Source organism: Psychrobacter sp. VH5 (genome assembly GCF_050572635.1).
GTDB classification, from domain to species: domain Bacteria; phylum Pseudomonadota; class Gammaproteobacteria; order Pseudomonadales; family Moraxellaceae; genus Psychrobacter; species Psychrobacter celer.
The window spans coordinates 1516840-1533736 of record NZ_CP192145.1 but is presented as its reverse complement, the minus strand read 5'-3'; the positions used below and the strand labels follow the sequence as shown (position 1 = coordinate 1533736).

15 protein-coding genes are annotated in these 16897 nt (G+C 47.5%); 7 read left to right on the top strand and 8 right to left on the bottom strand.

Translation table 11 applies throughout. From position 1 onward, the window contains the following. Positions 1 to 138: 138 nt before the first annotated feature. Positions 139 to 1440, top strand: a complete 1302-nt coding sequence (locus ACNFVB_RS06525; RefSeq protein ID WP_430736934.1) for an ABC1 kinase family protein — start codon at positions 139 to 141, stop codon at positions 1438 to 1440. A gap of 13 nt (positions 1441 to 1453) precedes the next feature. Here ACNFVB_RS06525 and ACNFVB_RS06520 read toward each other — a convergent pair whose 3' ends face one another. Next, complete coding sequence (locus ACNFVB_RS06520; RefSeq protein WP_075100939.1) at positions 1454 to 2284, bottom strand: ion transporter; 831 nt, start codon at positions 2282 to 2284, stop codon at positions 1454 to 1456. 333 nt (positions 2285 to 2617) lie between these two features. Here ACNFVB_RS06520 and ACNFVB_RS06515 point away from each other — a divergent pair, with 333 nt between their 5' ends. Continuing rightward, a complete protein-coding gene (locus tag ACNFVB_RS06515) occupies positions 2618 to 3367 on the top strand; it encodes a YebC/PmpR family DNA-binding transcriptional regulator (RefSeq protein ID WP_288995937.1) in 750 nt (249 codons plus the stop codon). Between the two features lie 67 nt (positions 3368 to 3434). Here ACNFVB_RS06515 and ACNFVB_RS06510 read toward each other — a convergent pair whose 3' ends face one another. Together ACNFVB_RS06510 and ftsY are read right to left on the bottom strand one after the other, a co-directional pair. Further along, a complete protein-coding gene (locus ACNFVB_RS06510; RefSeq protein WP_430736933.1) occupies positions 3435 to 4007 on the bottom strand; it encodes a methylated-DNA--[protein]-cysteine S-methyltransferase in 573 nt (190 codons plus the stop codon). A gap of 83 nt (positions 4008 to 4090) precedes the next feature. Continuing rightward, positions 4091 to 5002, bottom strand: coding sequence for a signal recognition particle-docking protein FtsY (ftsY, locus tag ACNFVB_RS06505; RefSeq protein ID WP_288998983.1), 912 nt, complete (start codon positions 5000 to 5002; stop codon positions 4091 to 4093). 944 nt (positions 5003 to 5946) lie between these two features. Here ftsY and ACNFVB_RS06500 point away from each other — a divergent pair. The 3 genes from ACNFVB_RS06500 to ACNFVB_RS06490 all read left to right on the top strand — a co-directional run bounded on the left by ACNFVB_RS06500 (position 5947) and on the right by ACNFVB_RS06490 (position 9333). Further along, on the top strand, positions 5947 to 6108 hold the full coding sequence (locus tag ACNFVB_RS06500) for a hypothetical protein (RefSeq protein WP_158676722.1): 162 nt from the start codon (positions 5947 to 5949) through the stop codon (positions 6106 to 6108). An 88-nt stretch (positions 6109 to 6196) separates the two neighbouring features. Further along, complete coding sequence (locus ACNFVB_RS06495) at positions 6197 to 7759, top strand: M16 family metallopeptidase (protein WP_430736932.1); 1563 nt, start codon at positions 6197 to 6199, stop codon at positions 7757 to 7759. 47 nt (positions 7760 to 7806) lie between these two features. Next, positions 7807 to 9333 (top strand): M16 family metallopeptidase, encoded by a 1527-nt coding sequence (locus ACNFVB_RS06490; RefSeq protein ID WP_430736931.1) that lies wholly within the window; start codon positions 7807 to 7809, stop codon positions 9331 to 9333. 114 nt (positions 9334 to 9447) lie between these two features. Here ACNFVB_RS06490 and ACNFVB_RS06485 read toward each other — a convergent pair whose 3' ends face one another. Continuing rightward, entirely contained in the window at positions 9448 to 10035 is a 588-nt protein-coding gene (locus ACNFVB_RS06485; protein ID WP_430736930.1) for a hypothetical protein, read from the bottom strand. 187 nt (positions 10036 to 10222) lie between these two features. Beyond that, positions 10223 to 11170: a D-Ala-D-Ala carboxypeptidase family metallohydrolase gene (locus ACNFVB_RS06480; RefSeq protein WP_430736929.1), complete on the bottom strand. Its 948-nt coding sequence runs from the start codon at positions 11168 to 11170 to the stop codon at positions 10223 to 10225. A gap of 255 nt (positions 11171 to 11425) precedes the next feature. Here ACNFVB_RS06480 and rodA point away from each other — a divergent pair, with 255 nt between their 5' ends. Next, complete coding sequence (gene rodA / locus ACNFVB_RS06475) at positions 11426 to 12568, top strand: rod shape-determining protein RodA (RefSeq protein ID WP_430736928.1); 1143 nt, start codon at positions 11426 to 11428, stop codon at positions 12566 to 12568. A 611-nt stretch (positions 12569 to 13179) separates the two neighbouring features. After that, positions 13180 to 13794, top strand: a complete 615-nt coding sequence (locus tag ACNFVB_RS06470; RefSeq protein WP_430736927.1) for a septal ring lytic transglycosylase RlpA family protein — start codon at positions 13180 to 13182, stop codon at positions 13792 to 13794. A gap of 111 nt (positions 13795 to 13905) precedes the next feature. Here the strand turns inward: ACNFVB_RS06470 and radA are convergent, their stop codons facing one another. The 3 genes from radA to lptA all read right to left on the bottom strand — a co-directional run bounded on the left by radA (position 13906) and on the right by lptA (position 16801). Continuing rightward, positions 13906 to 15345 carry a DNA repair protein RadA gene (gene radA, locus ACNFVB_RS06465; RefSeq protein WP_430736926.1) on the bottom strand — a complete coding sequence of 480 codons (1440 nt, stop codon included), beginning with the start codon at positions 15343 to 15345 and terminating at the stop codon, positions 13906 to 13908. 94 nt (positions 15346 to 15439) lie between these two features. After that, a complete protein-coding gene (lptB, locus tag ACNFVB_RS06460; protein ID WP_430736925.1) occupies positions 15440 to 16219 on the bottom strand; it encodes an LPS export ABC transporter ATP-binding protein in 780 nt (259 codons plus the stop codon). A 54-nt stretch (positions 16220 to 16273) separates the two neighbouring features. Beyond that, on the bottom strand, positions 16274 to 16801 hold the full coding sequence (gene lptA / locus ACNFVB_RS06455; protein WP_100749759.1) for a lipopolysaccharide transport periplasmic protein LptA: 528 nt from the start codon (positions 16799 to 16801) through the stop codon (positions 16274 to 16276). Between the last annotated feature and the right edge of the window lie 96 nt (positions 16802 to 16897).

Sequence of the window (16897 nt, the reverse complement as noted above, 5' to 3'; positions counted from 1 at the left end):
AAAAGACGCCTGCGTTTTACGCGCTCGCTAAAAAAGTCGTCATACAAGGTTACTTTTAGCACACTATTCAAACAGCAATCACTTGATTAAAATAATAAAATAACAGATGAGCACACAATCCACTACAAGGTGATATGAATGGCAAAAACCTCCGGAAAACGCTTTATGAAGCTTGCTGGCATGACAGCAAGCATCGCCGGTAAAGCCGCTAAAAACTCATTTAAACACCTATCAAGCGATGAAGAAAAGCGCCTGCAAGCCCGCTCAGAGCTGATGCAAGATGTGGGGATTCAAATCGCTGAGACCTTGGGTGAGATGAAAGGTGCGGTGATGAAAGTGGGACAAATCGCCTCGCAATATAAAGACGTGTTTCCACCTGAGGTGGCAACGGCGCTAGAAAAACTCCAAAAAGACGCGCCGCCGATGCCATATACTCAGATACGCGCCCAGATTGAGCGCGAGCTAAAAGCACCAGTAGCAGAATTATTTAGTGAATTCGAAGAGACGCCGTTTGCTGCCGCCTCCATCGGGCAAGTACACAAAGCGGTGTTGCCATCGGGGCAAAGAGTCGTCGTCAAGGTTCAATACCCCAATGTCGAAGAAAACTGCGACAGTGACCTCAAACAAGTGCGTATGGCACTTAAAATCGCCGGCGTACTCAATATGAGCAAACAGTTGCAAGAGCAGCTGTTTCATGAAATACGCCAAAGCCTGCACGATGAGCTAGACTATATTAAAGAAGCGCACAATCTGCGCGTGTTTGGGGCGTTTCATGCAGAGGATACAGGTATTATTATTCCCAAGGTCATCAGCAGCCACTCAACCAAGCGAATCTTGACACTGACAGAAGAGATGGGCGAGACGCTCAGTGTCGCGGCAACATGGGATAATGATATCAAGCAAAAAATCGCCAAGCGTTTGTTTCATTTTACCGCAGGCCAGCTGTTTGAATTATACCGTATGCACTGCGACCCACATCCTGGCAACTTTGCCTTTCGGGAAGATGGTAGTGTCATCGCCTATGATTTTGGCGGCATTCGTAGCTATAGTGACAGTGAGGTGCAGCTGTTTAAGCGCTTTGCCCAGCATGCCATCAAAGGTGATGTCACCGCGCTTGAGCAAGACTTAATCGCCCTAGATATCCGCCGCGATGATGACAAACACATCCCAGGTGAGTTTTATGAAACATGGCTGTCTATCGGGCTAAAACCTTTATCCATTTCGCCTTATCATGAAGGCGCTTTTGATTTTGGCAACAGTCAAGTACATCATGAAGTCATCACACAGATGCGCACTTCCTTAAAGTATTTTGGTCAATTTCAGCCGTCTGCGATGACCATGATGCTGGACCGAACGGTATCTGGCCAATATTGGAACTTGGTCAACCTAGGCGTGGTTATCGACTTATCACCGCTCGTCGATGACTATATAAAGCTTTGACTTCCTCCCCGCCCTAAATGTGCAGCGCATGCCCGCAGCGATCACAAAAGTCGGCACCGACTGCATGCCCAAACTTACCACAGTTTGGACAAGTCACAGGGTTGAGCTGCGGGCGCATATTACGCGCCAGCTCCGAGGTAAAAATCCCTGTCGGCACAGCAATAATAGAGTAACCTGTAATCATGACCATGGTCGCAATGGCTTGACCCAGCGGCGTTTTGGGCGACATATCACCATAGCCGACCGTGGTCATGGTGACAACCGCCCAATAGATGGACAGCGGAATACTGGTAAAACCATTCTCTGGCCCCTCGACCACATAAATGATCGAGCCGAAAATCGTCACCAACAGCACCAAAGATAAGAAAAACACAGTGATTTTTTGTTGGCTGGTGCGCAGCGCTGAGGCCAAAAATCCCGCTTGCTGCATATAGGCCTTGAGCTTGAGGACACGAAACACACGTAAGATACGCAACACACGTATCACCAGCAGATACTGGACGCCGACAAACATCAAGCTTAGATAGCTTGGCAACACCGACAATAAATCGACAATACCAAAAAAACTAAAAGCATAGCGCAAACGATTGGGCGCTGAAAACAATCTCAGCGCATACTCAATGGTGAACAAAATGGTAAAAAACCACTCTGCGTACAAAAACAATATGCCATACTGCAAGCGCATATAGAGCACACTGTCGAGCATGACCACCGCCACACTCGCCAAAATCGCAATCAACAACACAATATCAAACAGCTTACCCAAACGGGTATCAGTCCCTTCGATAATAATATGAATGCGGTTACGCAAATGGGTGATGGCTTCAGCGGTTGGTTGCTTCATAGAGTCAGTAACATCATAGAGTCAGTAGCGCTATCAACCCAAAGGCGACAGGCTGCCAATGAATTAAAATACGCAGGATAAGGGCAAGTTGGTCAAAAGACACAAAACTGGTTTATAATATTGCTCACTTATAGCAATCAATACTATCTATAAGTTGCCACAGTGTAACAAAAAAGCACTATCAACGACATACAAATCGTTCATGTGCCAGTAGTTCTACTACCTTGAGTAGACAGACCAATCATATAATAAAAACAGATGATGTAGTAATAAATGGTTGTTATTCACCGTTTTTTCGCTCAACCAATAACACGCAAAACTTAAGGATGTCATATGGCAGGCCATTCAAAATGGGCAAACATCAAACACCGTAAAGCTCGTCAGGATGCGGTAAGAGGCAAGGTATTCACCAAAGTGATTCGTGAGATCGTCTCAGCGGCCAAACAAGGTGACCCTGATCCTGATAAAAACCCTCGCTTACGTGCCGCTATCGAAAAGGGTCTATCGGTGAACATGACCCGCGATACCATCAATCGCGCTGTCGATCGCGGCACAGGCGGTGGCGATAACGAAAACATGGAAGAAGTCAGCTACGAAGGCTATGGCGTCGGCGGCGTGGCGGTATTGGTCGAGACCATGACCGACAACCTCAATCGAACCGTCAGCGAAGTCCGTCATGCTTTTACCAAACATGATGGCAATCTTGGTACATCAGGCTCAGTGGCTTATCTGTTTACCAAGCGCGGCGAGATTACCTTTAATGATACAAGCTTAGAGGACGAAGTCATGATGGCGGCGCTGGATGCTGGTGCCTTAGATATCGAAAATAATGGCGAGAGCTTGATGGTCATTACCGAGTGGGAAAGCTTTGGTCAAGTCAAAGACGCGCTCAATGCCGCAGGTTTGGTCTCTGACAATGCAGAAGTGACTATGTCACCCTCTACCACCGCTGAGATAGATAACGTCGAAGATGCCGAAAAGGTCATGAAAATGATCGACATGCTCGAAGACATCGACGACGTCCAAGAAGTCTATAGTAATGTGAGCTTCTCCGCTGACGTCATGGCACAGCTCGAGCAATAGCTTTCACTATACAAATAATAAAAAAAGAGGCCAAACGTATTTAGCGTTTGGCCTCTTTTTATACGGCTTACACTTTATAACTTATCTTTTCTAGCGCCAGTAAATGTGCTTTTTTGTCCAGACCGCCAGTATAACCGCCAATTTTACCATCGCTTGCAATCACGCGATGACATGGAACGATAATACTAAAAGGGTTTTTGCTATTGGCATTGGCAACCGCGCGAAAGCCTTTTGGGCTGCCCACTCGCTTTGCGAGCTCAGCATAGCTGATGGCCTCACCATAATCGATGCCTTGCAAAGCCTGCCACACCCGCTGCTGAAACTCGGTGCCCAGACTCATGTCTAGCGGCAAATCAAAGGTCTGCCGCGCGCCGCTAAAGTACGCGGTGAGCTGCGAGATGGTGTCAATGAGTAACGCTTGAGCTGGCTTATTTTTGCTTAGGCTATTTTTTGCGATAAAGCTAAAGTCTTTATCACAAAGACCATGATGTTTTTTTAGCTTAGCAATGGACTTTGAAGAGTCCCAACTGTTCCCTGCTTGCAGCCAGTTGACCTCCACCAACCTAGGCGTATCCTGCGCATGCCCATTCGCAATCAATGCGACTCGGTGCGATGCAAATACCGCTTCAGTGACTATCATGATGCCTCCTTTCTCCTATTAATACACTCACTCGTTTTGGGTCATCACTATTTTGCTTGTTCACCCAAATCATGCTAGCAGTGCTACGCTTTGTCATCGGTTTCAAATAAAGCGGCGACAAACTGCTTAGGACTAAAGGCACGCAAGTCATCAATCGACTCTCCCACGCCGATATAGCGAATCGGCACATCCGTCGTTTCAGCGATATTAAAGACCACTCCGCCTTTGGCCGTACCGTCTAGTTTGGTGACGGTGATCCCAGTCAATGGCACAACTTTATTAAACAGCTCGACCTGATTGATGGCGTTTTGTCCGGTGCCTGCATCGAGAACGATCATGCCTTCGTGCGGCGCGCTAGGATCGGCTTTACGCATGACACGCACCACCTTTTCAAGCTCCGCCATCAAATGAGTCTTGTTTTGCAAGCGCCCAGCCGTATCAGCGATTAACACATCGATGTTTTTGGCTTTGGCCGATTGCATGGCATCAAAAATCACCGACGCACTGTCAGAGCCATGACCCTGTGCCACGACTGGTATGTCGTTTCGCTCACCCCAGATTTGTAGCTGCTCGGTGGCTGCCGCGCGGAAGGTGTCACCTGCCGCGAGCATGACAGATTTGCCCTCGCCTTGTAGACGCTTGGCAAGCTTACCAATGGTGGTGGTTTTTCCGACACCGTTGACGCCGACCACCAAAATAACAAAGGGTTTTTTGCTGGTGTCAATAAGCAGCGGTGCAACCTTTGGTGTTAAGATATCAACCAGCTCATTTTGTAGCGCTTTATAAAGGGAGTGGGCATAAATCAAGTCACCACGGTCGGTCTGCTCGGTGAGACTTTTGATGATACGATTGGTGGCATTGACTCCGATATCGGCGACCAGTAGTTGATCTTCGACCTCTTCTAACAGCTCGTCATCGATCTCCTTGCCGCCGATCAGAATGTTGACCATGCCTTCGGCTAGGTTTTTACGTGACTTACTTAGCCCCGTTTTCATACGGCTAAACCAGCTGCCTTTCTTCTTGTCTTCTGCCTTTTTGTCTTCTGCCTTTTTGTCTTCTGCCTTTTTGTCTTCTGCCTTTTTGTCTTCTGCCTTTTTGTCTTCTGCCTTTTTGTCTTCTACCGCCTCTGCTGCTTCAGATGTAGGCTGACTGGCTGCAGGCGTACGAGTAGCACTAACACTTTGGCTATCGCCTAGTTTTTCTTGCAATGGCATGGCCGGGATAGTGGAAACGGTACTTGGCTTAGGCTGCGGCGGTGCTGATACAGCGTGATCACTGGTGTTATTATCACTCTCTTTAACATCATCGACCGCGTGCTCATCCATTTCAGTCTGCGTCGTCGATGTGTGACTGATGTCATCTTGCTCATCAAGCGTCACGATGGGCGCGCCTAAAGCGACATTATCTGCACTATCTGCCGAAGATCCATTTGTAACCGCAGTTGTGTCCTTTTGTGCTGTGTGAAGATCCTCTTGATGTTCAGGCTCATCGATAATGGGCACCGATTGCGCTGGCAGACTGGGTAAGGTAATATCATCGTCATCTAAATCGTCTAGATCGCCATCTAGATTGATGACCACACGACTGCTATTATTTGTGTTATTCATAAGCTTGCCCTAAAAGTTGTTGCTATCAATAATTTGATTATTTTAAATGGTTTGGTATGTAATCCGTTTTTGCTATCGACAAATCCCAGCGTGGCGGATTATTTTGGTCTAGTTTAGCATAATTACAAGTGCGCTCTGCCCTACCATGTCGGACAATCGATAAATGCCTTGGGTATGAGGATTCAGGCGTGATGCCAAGTAAGTTTGGCTTAAGGTTTAGACACAAAAATCCGACCTTATATCTTTCAGACTTCGCCTACTCTACAGAGTCTTATTTAAAGACTGCCTTATCCAAACACAGTCATCTTTCATCATTATTTTTGGAAACAATTATGTCACTACTTTCTTATCATAAACGCCTGAGCAAAAAAATCACCAGCATCGGTTCGGCATTATTATTGACGAGCATTGCCTTCTCGATGACTGGGTGTAGCACGACTCAAGAAATCAAGCCGACTGCCAGCGTCATGGTTGGGGCGCACAAGTCTATCTAACTGCGTGCTTTTTCGCCATGAATCACACGTCTGATTGATTGTTTTTTGCCTGTTTATTTGCTGCCATTTTATATAAGTAGAAGCTACCATGTCACTGCTCTTTTTATCATCTGTACCCTCTGCGCCTTTATCTGCTCTATCATTACGCATCGCGTGTGCGCTGGCGTTGGCAACAACCCTAAGTGCTTGCCAAACCAGTGCTATCAGCCCACCTTCATCAGCGGCGACACCGCTTAGCGAAGCGCAAAGCCAAGCAGGCCAAAATACCGATAATGGCGCCCAATACGCTAGTCGTTCTCAGAATCCATCGGCCTTGAGTATGGACATGTCAGGCCGCCATGAGTACCAGTTAAAAAACGGTTTAAAAGTGGTGATTAGAGAAGACCACCGCGCTCCTGTCGTGATGACACAGGTTTGGTATCGCGTTGGCTCGGCAGACGAGCCGGTCGATAAAGGGGGCATCTCGCACCTGCTTGAACATATGATGTTTAAAGGCACAAGCGATGTATCAAGCGATGACTTTGAGCGCTTGATTGCCAAGTTTGGCGGGATCAATAATGCCTTTACCAGCTACGACTACACCGGTTATTACGAGCTGTTCCCAGCCAACCGTTTTCCGCTAGCGCTTGAGCTAGAAGCTGACCGTATGAAAAACCTTATATTCAATGCAGATGAGTTTGCCAAAGAACATCAGGTAGTGATGGAGGAGCGCCGTCAGCGTACTGATGACAACCCGCTTGCCAAAGCTTACGAATCATTTCGTTTGCTTGCGCTGCCTGATAGTCCAAAGGGCGAGTCGGTCATCGGCCCCATGGATGAGCTGGCGTCTATCACGCTGCCTGATTTAAAAGACTGGTACAAAACATGGTATGCACCAAACAACGCCACGTTAGTCATCGTCGGCGATGTACAGCCAAAAGATGTATTGACGCAGGTGCAGCGCTACTTTGGGCAGCTAACGCCAAGTCATCTACCCAAACGCCCAGCCGTTAGACAACCAGGCTTTCGCGGCTACCAAAAAGTCGACTCTGAGCAAGCCGTACAAGTACCCGTTTTGCTGATGGGTTATAACGTCCCAAGCCTTGTGACTGTAGATAAAAACGATGAAAAACAAGCCTATGCGCTCTCGCTCGCTCAGGACGTCCTAGATGGTGGCCTCTCTGCCCGTCTAGAGAGCCGCTTGATACGTGAGCAGGGTCTACTGACCACAGTCGGCACGTCCTATGATCTGTTAGATCGCGGTGACGGGTTGTTTTTGATTCAAGCAACACCGCGCGAAGGCGTCAGCTTAGCACAAGCTCAGCAAGCCATTATAGATGAGATAGAAAAACTAAAAACCGACCCCATCGTCACCGATGAAATCAGTCGCGCTAAGACCAACACCGTCACAGGCCTTATCTACGCACAAGATAGTATGGAGGGTCAAGCACGTATGATTGGCTCACTACAATCTATCGGGCTCGACGATCGGCTGCTGGCCGAGCTACCAAGCAAGCTTGATAATATCACAGTACAAGACATTCAGGAGGCGAGCAAAAAGTATCTGGTAAAAAACAACTTGACTGCGATGCATATCATACCGCCCAAAGAGACTGAGCGAAAAGAGTCCGTGCAAGAAAAGCTTGGACAACAAGACGCTACAGATAAATAAGCCTCAATCAGTCGCCTGCCAAATACATGATGAATAAGAAGAAAACCATGAGCCATACTAGTGATTTATTGCAAGTAATCAAAAGACCCTTCAGCTATAAACTGTCACCGCTTAGCATCGGGGTATTATTGAGCCTGACCACACTGGTCATGCCAGCGCAAGCAGACTCTACAGCCACAGAAGAAAATCGCAGTACTGCAATCGTCGATACCAGCGTGCCCATTGCCGCCTTATCTAAGCTCAGCAGTTTGGATAATGCTACGCCTTTGACCGTCACTGTCCCAGCGATTGAGCAATTTACGACCAGCGCCGGTGTGCCCGTGCGCTTTGTCCAAACAACCGCGCTGCCCATCGTCGATATCGATCTACGCTTTAACGCCGGTAGCGCCCGCGATAGTAGCATACGCAAAAAAGGTTTTGGCATTGCCAATATGACCGCCACCATGCTGACACAAGGTGCCAAGCGCTTGGATGAAACAGCGTTTACACAAGCCGTTGAAACCTTAGGCATCAATCTGAGTAGCCGCGCCTACAAAGATATGTTTATTGTCTCGCTACGCAGTTTGTCAGATGATGCGCACTTATTGCCAGCTACCGACTTGATGACACAGATGCTCACCGAGCCTGCCTTTAATGATGAAGTATTGGCACGAAACAAAGCACGCTTGCTGGTCGGCTTACAGCAGCAAAAACAAGACCCAAGCAGTCTGGCGAGCATTGCGTTTAGTCAAGCACTATACGGCGATCATCCTTATGCGCACCCTTCAGTTGGTACCCTTGAGACCGTACCAAACATAGACAAGCAGCAGCTTATCGATTTTAAAAACCGCTATCTGGTCGCGGCCAATGCCTCTCTTGCTATCACGGGCAACCTCACCTTGGCGCAAGCAAAAAAACTGGCTGAGGACATTACCACCACGCTGCCCTCCGGTCAGCCTGCGCCTGAGCTTGCCGAACCCAAGCCCCTCACCCAAGCCAAGCATGTTCATATACCCTTTCCCAGTACACAAACCACGGTGCTAATGGGGCAACTGGGTAGCAAACGCGCGACCAATCCAAAAGAGCAGCAGCAGCAAACCAACTTTGCCATCGGTAATGACGTATTGGCAGGGGGTGATTTTAACGCTCGCCTGATGACTGAAATCAGACAAAACCTTGGCTACACCTATGGTATCTCAGGTGCTATGAACCCGATGCTAACACGCGGCCCGTATCAAATTGGGTTTTCGACCCGCAATGACAAAGCGCGCGCAGCCATTGATGCAAGCTTAGCAGTTATTCAAGAAACTTTGGATAATGGTCTTACCAGTGACGAGATACGTCTGACCAAAGACAGCCTAAAAAACAGCTTTCCGATGGGCTTTGCCAGCAATGCAGGCATCAATGGTTTGCTGGGAATGATGAATTTTTATCAACTACCAAACAGCTACCTAGACGATTATGTCAATCGTATCGATCAAGTACAGCTCGCTGACGTCAATCAAACCCTACGCGATACGTTGCAGCCTGATGATTTTTTGATTGTCACTGTCGGGCAGGTAGATCCTTGGCAAAACAAGCAGGCTAAAAAATAGCGCCAAATACTTCTCGGTGATAAAACAAACCGCCGTAAAAAATGGACGATGCCACGTGGTATCGTCCATGTTATGTTTCATGTTTTATGATTTAGATTCTATGATTGAGCGCTATTAATGTGTGTCAGAGACAGTAACGGCAACATCATAAATCAGATTTTCAGGCTTATACGTCGCGCCATTATAGCTTAAGCGAATCACATGCTTATCATAAGAGCGAACCTGATAGTCACCGTTGGCAAAATTATGCAGCGTTGGGACGATAAGCAAAGCTTCTAGCTGACGATTGTCTGTCTGCACAGCAATCACTTGTCCTTCTCTTGCATACAAAAAATAATCGCAGTAATCACCGACCATGACTTCAGCGGTACGCTCGACTACCGGACTGCCTACCTTTTCTTGGATAAGCTTTGGACAGACATCAGAGCGACCAGAGGCCAATCTGGCATAAGAGTTTCTGATATTGTCTTTAATCTCTTGGGCGTTTTGCTCAGCTTTGGCTTTATTGTCATTCATGACTGCTTTGTCTGCCCCTGCCGCGCCGTTTTCAGAGAAGCTCTCTGAGCTACAAGCACTGACGGCCAAAAGCAATAAAAAACTGACACCAAAAAACGTCAAATATATATTACTTGACTGCCAAAACCCTGTTTTCGATTTATCAATCATGGCAGTTGCCACTGTGGTTATATACCGCTTTTTCATAAATCCCGCTTGTCATAAACACCTGTTGTTACCTTATTTACCCAATAATATTTACCCAGCAATCTGGCATGATCAATCCATAAAGCATGCGCCACTTATCGCTATTGTATCAGCACTATTATAACGGCTTTGACCGAAATTTATTAGGCTCTGTGCCCCCTTAGGCAAAACGGTCGTTTTTCTTGAGCTAATAGCGACATGATGAGCTACTGCTGGCATGATTAAAGCCCCACTTTCGGTAGCCGTCGGTATCTAGGTGAATCGCCCCTGTGGCATATAGCCCCAACCCAAAGTTGTGCGCTTCTCCTTGATAGTGCCAAAACTGACACAAGCCATCTTGCATGGTGCTCAGTCGCCACAGATCGTTTTGGTATTCTGGCACCCAAATATCTATGGCACTTGCATTCATGTGTTTACTACGCGCAGCACCGCCGGCACAATCATTGAGCCCAGGGCTGCGATATACCGACCGTATTTCACTGGTGGCAGGCAGTACACCTTGATGCTTTAGCTCACTATATAATCGCAACGTCGGTACGATGTTTGCCCACAGCTCTTGCGGTGGCAACTGGTAGGGCTCATAGCCACACTTGCTCCAGCTGCGTGCTGTGGTGAGTAGCTGCGACAAAGGCGGTACGTTTTGAGCGCCAACACGAGCGCTAAGATAACGCTGATAATCAGCCACTTGACGGGCGCGGTAGCTGTTGCTATTGAGCCATGCATGAAAATCCATACTAGAAAAATCACGATAGGTATTATCATAAGTATTGCGCGCGGTGCTATAGCGATTGTTGGGGGACGTATAGCTAGGTGGACGCTGCTTGATATTGACACGCTTGTTTTCTTGTATGGACAAGCTCGACTCAAAATCACGCTGTTTTTGGGCAATCAAGCTTTGCATACTGTCGCCCGATACGGTATTTGCGCCGCTGAGCATGGTCACGCCCGGACTATGATTGGAGTCACTGTTATTAACATAAGCATTTGCCGTACTGTTGCCGTGTCTGACTTGAATACGGCGCTCACTATCGTCACTTATAATAACGGCGTGGGTGGTGATACTGCTGGCACCTAGCATGAGAGCCAGCATAGGCTGATAGATTTGCCTATAGAGAAGTTTTTTTGTATGAGTCATTGCAAGAAACTGCCGCTAAAAACGTTTTATCGATACTATCAAATTTTCAGCAAGCAGGCTAAACTATCGCTTCTAAATAGAGGTCAAAAATTTACAAATAACACTTATGCTTAATAGTTTTATAATTACGTGACTTTATTGCTTATGTGTTACCTTATATACGGTAGGCTATCGATACTAAGACAACATCGTTAGGTTTGATGTCTTATTTTTGGCTCCCCCATTTTTTATACCAATTGTCAGCCCCACTTGCCTATGTCTTCTAACCCGCAATACCGTTTTTCACGTCAGAGCCATCATTTAGGCCAAGGTCATGCACCGACGCTGTGGCAACGTATTCATATCGACCCCTGGCTGACCCTCTTGTTATTGACGGTCTGCTGTATTGGCTTGACGATTTTGTACAGCGCCGCCGGTCAAGACGTGGACATGGTCATCCGTCAAGTGGTCAGTTATGGTGTGGCGTTTGCTGTGATGTTTACCATGGCGCAGATCCCTCCTAGCGTTTATCGAAGCTTTACGCCCATCTTTTATGTCTTAGGGCTTATCTTATTGGTGTTGGTCGATATCATTGGTGAAGTTCGGATGGGTGCTCAGCGCTGGATTAACCTTCCAGGGTTCGGTAGCGTGCAGCCCTCAGAGTTTATGAAGCTTGGGATGCCGATGATGTGTGCTTGGTTTTTGTCCAAGCGTGACCTGCCGCCCTCTTTTGCAAGCATTATCGTTACCTTAGCCTTGATTATGGTTCCGGTGTTGTTGATCGCCAAAGAGCCCGACCTAGGCACATCATTGTTGGTCGCGGCCAGTGGGATTTTTGTGTTGTTTTTAGCTGGTCTATCTTGGCGGCTGATTTCAGCGGCTGCCATTCTTGCCGTACCTTTTGTGGCCATTGCATGGAATTTTTTGTTGCACGATTATCAGCGGACGCGTGTCATGACGCTGCTCAACCCAGAGGCAGATGTCCAAGGCGCTGGTTGGAACATCATACAGTCCAAAACCGCTATCGGTTCAGGCGGACTCACTGGTAAAGGCTACCTTGAAGGCACGCAGTCACATCTGCATTTTTTGCCAGAAGGTCATACAGACTTTATCATTGCTGCATTCTCAGAAGAGTTTGGCTTGCTTGGTGTGTTGCTGCTGATGTTCATTTACTGCTGCCTACTGGCACGGGCATTATATATCGCTTTTACGCATCCTGATGTCTATAGCCGGCTGCTGGCTGGTGCCATCGCCATGTCGTTTTTTGTGTATATATTCGTCAATGTTGGTATGGTTGGCGGCATATTACCCGTGGTTGGGGTGCCGTTGCCATTCATTAGTTATGGCGGTACGGCCATTGTCACCTTGATGGCAGGCTTTGGACTACTGATGTCTATTCATACACACAGACCAAGCTAAGGCTACTTTAATCTATCGCATAATCCAACATTTCTCCTCAAGTATCCTTTAGTACCAACCCATGACTGGTTGGTACGGATAGATATTAATCCTTGTTTTTTACAAATAATTGCGTTACCCTCTTTTTATTGCCCTATGATACATAACCCGTACATAGGTGCTAAAAAACTTTGCATTCAATTATATTTTGGTTGTAGCTCAGCCGTATAGTTAGCGACTTGTAGATTGCAGGCTTGCAAAGACACTACTTAATTAACGGTTTAATAACAAAGTTACACTGAACACTTCTCAAACCCTTGATTAAGTTAGCAATGTGCCTTATATATTTGGCATCGTCTTTTCTCCTAAGATCGTTATCGTTTAAATCAAGTATGTATCGTTAACCATCCTTTGAGCGTTTCATAAGTAGCTAGGTGTGAAAACCACTTATGATAATGACATAAAATTAACATATATTAATACCTATAAAGCCTTTGGTCGTCATCAATATATATCGTGATGAGAAGGCTTTGGAGTGTGTGATACCGCTGGATTGCTCCGGCGCTGCGGCTCTCCATCCAAACCTCAGAAGAATAGAGTTAGGTTTTGATATATAAGTTATCGAGGTATCTATGAATAAGCGTTTATCTGGTTTACTGACTGTGTCAGCTGTGTTGTTCGCTGGCTCTGCAGCGGCGACTCATGCAAATGCCGCTGAAGCAAAAACCAATCTTGCCATGATTTCGCAAGACAACGCCGCCCATATCGATCGCGTTTTAAGTGAGCTTAGCCGTCAGCATGACGGCGCATCAAGCTTGGTCAAGTCAGCACGCAAGCCAACATCGTTGGCACTGAGCAGCTCACTACTGGCCAGTGATACCACAGAAGTCAGCAACGACGAAGATGTATTAGAGCGTCTTACTGCCGTGGCTTCTAACTCTGTGAGCAAATTTAAACAAACAGGGCTTGCCTCCTGGTATGGTCGTAAGTTTCATGGCCGCAAAACAGCCAGCGGCGAAACTTTTGACATGAATGGTCTGACAGCTGCTCACCGTTCTCTACCTTTGAACTGCTATGTCAAAGTAACCAATAAAACCAATGGCAAAAGTGTCGTGGTTAAGGTGAACGACCGTGGCCCATTCCATGGCAACCGAGTATTAGACTTATCTTATGGCGCTGCTAAGCGTTTAGGTATCACCAATAAAGGTGTCAGTAACGTATCAATCGAGCGCGTTGCAGGACCCTAATATTGGTTTGATATTTAAAGCATAGCACTAAAAAAGCACCCAACTTGAATAAGTTAGGTGCTTTTTTTATCTTAAAGGTCATTCATAGTGCCTGCTTGAGCAAGACTCCCCTCATAACTCAAAAGCGCTTTCGATGGCATCATCTAGACGCTCCACCGCGATGACGTTAATTCCTTTAAACTGCGCCGCACCTTTTGCAGGCGCATTGGCCTTAGGAATAATAGCATGCTTAAAGCCATGCTTCATGGCTTCTTTGAGCCGTTCTTGTCCATTGGGTACGGGACGGATTTCACCTGAAAGACCCACCTCACCAAACACCGCTAGCGAAGATGGCAAAGCGCGCTCTTTGATACTTGACGCGCACGCAAGTAATACCGCCAGATCAGAGCCTGTCTCTATCACTTTGACCCCGCCGACGACGTTGACATAAACGTCTTGACCGCTGGTATGGATACCACCATGACGATGCATCACTGCCAGCAGCATCGATAAACGCTGAAAATCTAACCCCAATGCCATGCGCCTAGGCGATCCTTGTGAGTCGTCCACCAATGCCTGCACCTCAACCAATAGCGGTCTTGTGCCTTCGCGGCTGACCATCACCACTGAGCCTGCGACAGGCTTGTCGTAACGGCTCAAAAAAATCGCTGAAGGGTTCGCCACTTCTTTGAGGCCTAAATCTGTCATACCAAAGATACCCAGCTCGTTGACTGCGCCAAAACGGTTTTTGACTGCGCGAATCATCCGAAAACGAGAGTCTGACTGCCCCTCAAAGTACAGTACCGTATCGACCATGTGCTCAAGTACGCGCGGGCCTGCAAGGGTACCCTCTTTGGTCACATGACCGACCAAAAATAACGCGGTACCTGTCTGTTTGGCATAACGGGTCAACATCGCGGCTGACTCTCGAATCTGACTGACGCCGCCCGGTGCCGAGCTAATGGCGTCGGTATAGATGGTCTGAATAGAGTCAATAATCGCAATCGCCGGTTGCTCTTGGGTCAATGCGGCACAGATGGTCTCTACATTGGTCTCCGCCAATACTCGCAATCTATCGGCTGGCAACTCTAAGCGTTTGGCACGCATAGCAACCTGGGCCAATGATTCTTCGCCCGTCACGTACAGTGCACTACCTGCCAACGAGTCGGCGCGCGCCATATTGGTCGCTGTCTGCAAAAGAATGGTTGACTTGCCGATACCCGGATCACCACCGATCAGCACCACTGAGCCTGCGACCAAGCCGCCACCTAGCACACGATCGAACTCGCTGATACCTGTCGGCAAGCGTGTATCCAATGTGACGCTCACCGCATTGAGTGGCATCACCGCACTATGTGTCCCTGAGTAATTGCCGGTCGCAGCAGTACTAGCCGTACGAGGAGTGCCACGGCTGGCCGTAGATTTTGCCGCGCTTTTGTTATGATGCGGCATGCTGACATTTGGGGCTTCGACCAAACTATTCCATTCACCACAATCGCTACACTGCCCTGCCCATTTACCAAAATGCGCACCGCAGCTTTGACAAACATAACTGCTCTTATTTTTTGCCATAATTTATGAGCCTATTTTAGGAGTTTGATTGATAATACCAATAAACTGAGTACCTAGCCCCCATCATGGTAAAAAATTATGAAAGATGAATGGCTTATACCTGGAAGTCTTTACCCAAGTACACTGACTTCACCAACTCATTTTCTAGCACTTCACAAGAGGTACCTTCAGCGATAATGGCACCTTCTGAGACGATATAGGCTTTTTCGCAGATGGCCAGTGTGTCTCGCACGTTATGGTCAGTAATCAGGACGCCGATACCGCGATTTTTTAGGGTCAAAATCACGTCTTTGATATCGCCGACAGAGATAGGATCTACCCCAGCAAACGGCTCATCTAACAAAATAAACTTCGGGTCAGCCGCTAGAGCACGGGCAATCTCACAGCGGCGGCGCTCACCACCAGAGACGCTCATGCCCAAAGATTTGCGCACATGCTCTAAATGGAACTCACTGATGAGTTTTTCAAGCTCTTGGCACTGCTGAGCGGCACTTAGTTCTGTCCGCGTCTGTAAGATCGCCAAAATATTGTCTTCGATAGAGAGTTTACGAAATATTGAAGCCTCTTGCGGCAGATACCCAATACCTGCCCGCGCACGCTCATGCATGGCGTATTTGGACAGATCCATCTTACCGAGTGTCACGCGGCCTTTGTCCATATTGACCAACCCGACAACCATATAAAAACTGGTGGTTTTACCAGCACCGTTGGGGCCTAGCAGTCCCACCACTTGTCCTTGTTCGACAGAAAACGAGACGTCCTTGACGACCCAGCGCTTTCCGTAGCGCTTACCCAAATTTTGCATAGACAGTCGGGTGCTTGAGACCGAGGCTTGCGGGGCGACTACAGGGTCAATACTTTGATTATCACTCATAACTTACTCATGTTTTGCAAAATTCAGGCACGATGACAAAAGCTGCTTTGCCGTCTAACGTATACCACTTTGGCTGCTATTGGCATTGGGCGGAAATACCAGCTCTACGCGCTGATTACCACCGGCAGTGGCCTCAACATCGCCGGCTTTTAGACTATAACGAATGACATTACCTGCAAAACTTGCGCCGTTTTGCACCAGTCTGGCATTACCAGTCAGCGTGATGATGCCAGTGACGGCATTATAATCAATCTTATTGGCTTGACCTTTTGCTAGGCCTTTTTCTCGTGTCACGATTTGCTGCATCGTCGCTGGTCGGCCGGTCGCCACCGCTGAGTTGATACTGCGCTGCTGAGATAGGTTGACCGTGATATTATCTGCGGTCATCTTAAAAGTCCCTTGAGTAATAATCACGTTGCCTGCATAGCTGGTGACCCCTGTACGCTCGCTATACGTGGCCTTGTCTGCCAATAGTTTGATCGGCTGGTTGGCATCTGATGGCAGAGCGTGGCTATAAAGCGGCAGCGCAACCAGCATGAGCATCGGTAGCGCGCGCAGCGTAGACAAAAATTTAGGTTTCATAAACATCACTCGTCTTATAATAGGTATAGTCGATACACTCTAAAAATGTCATAGCGCTACTGGGATGAATTTTGCGCAGCCTCTGGGAACGCAGCA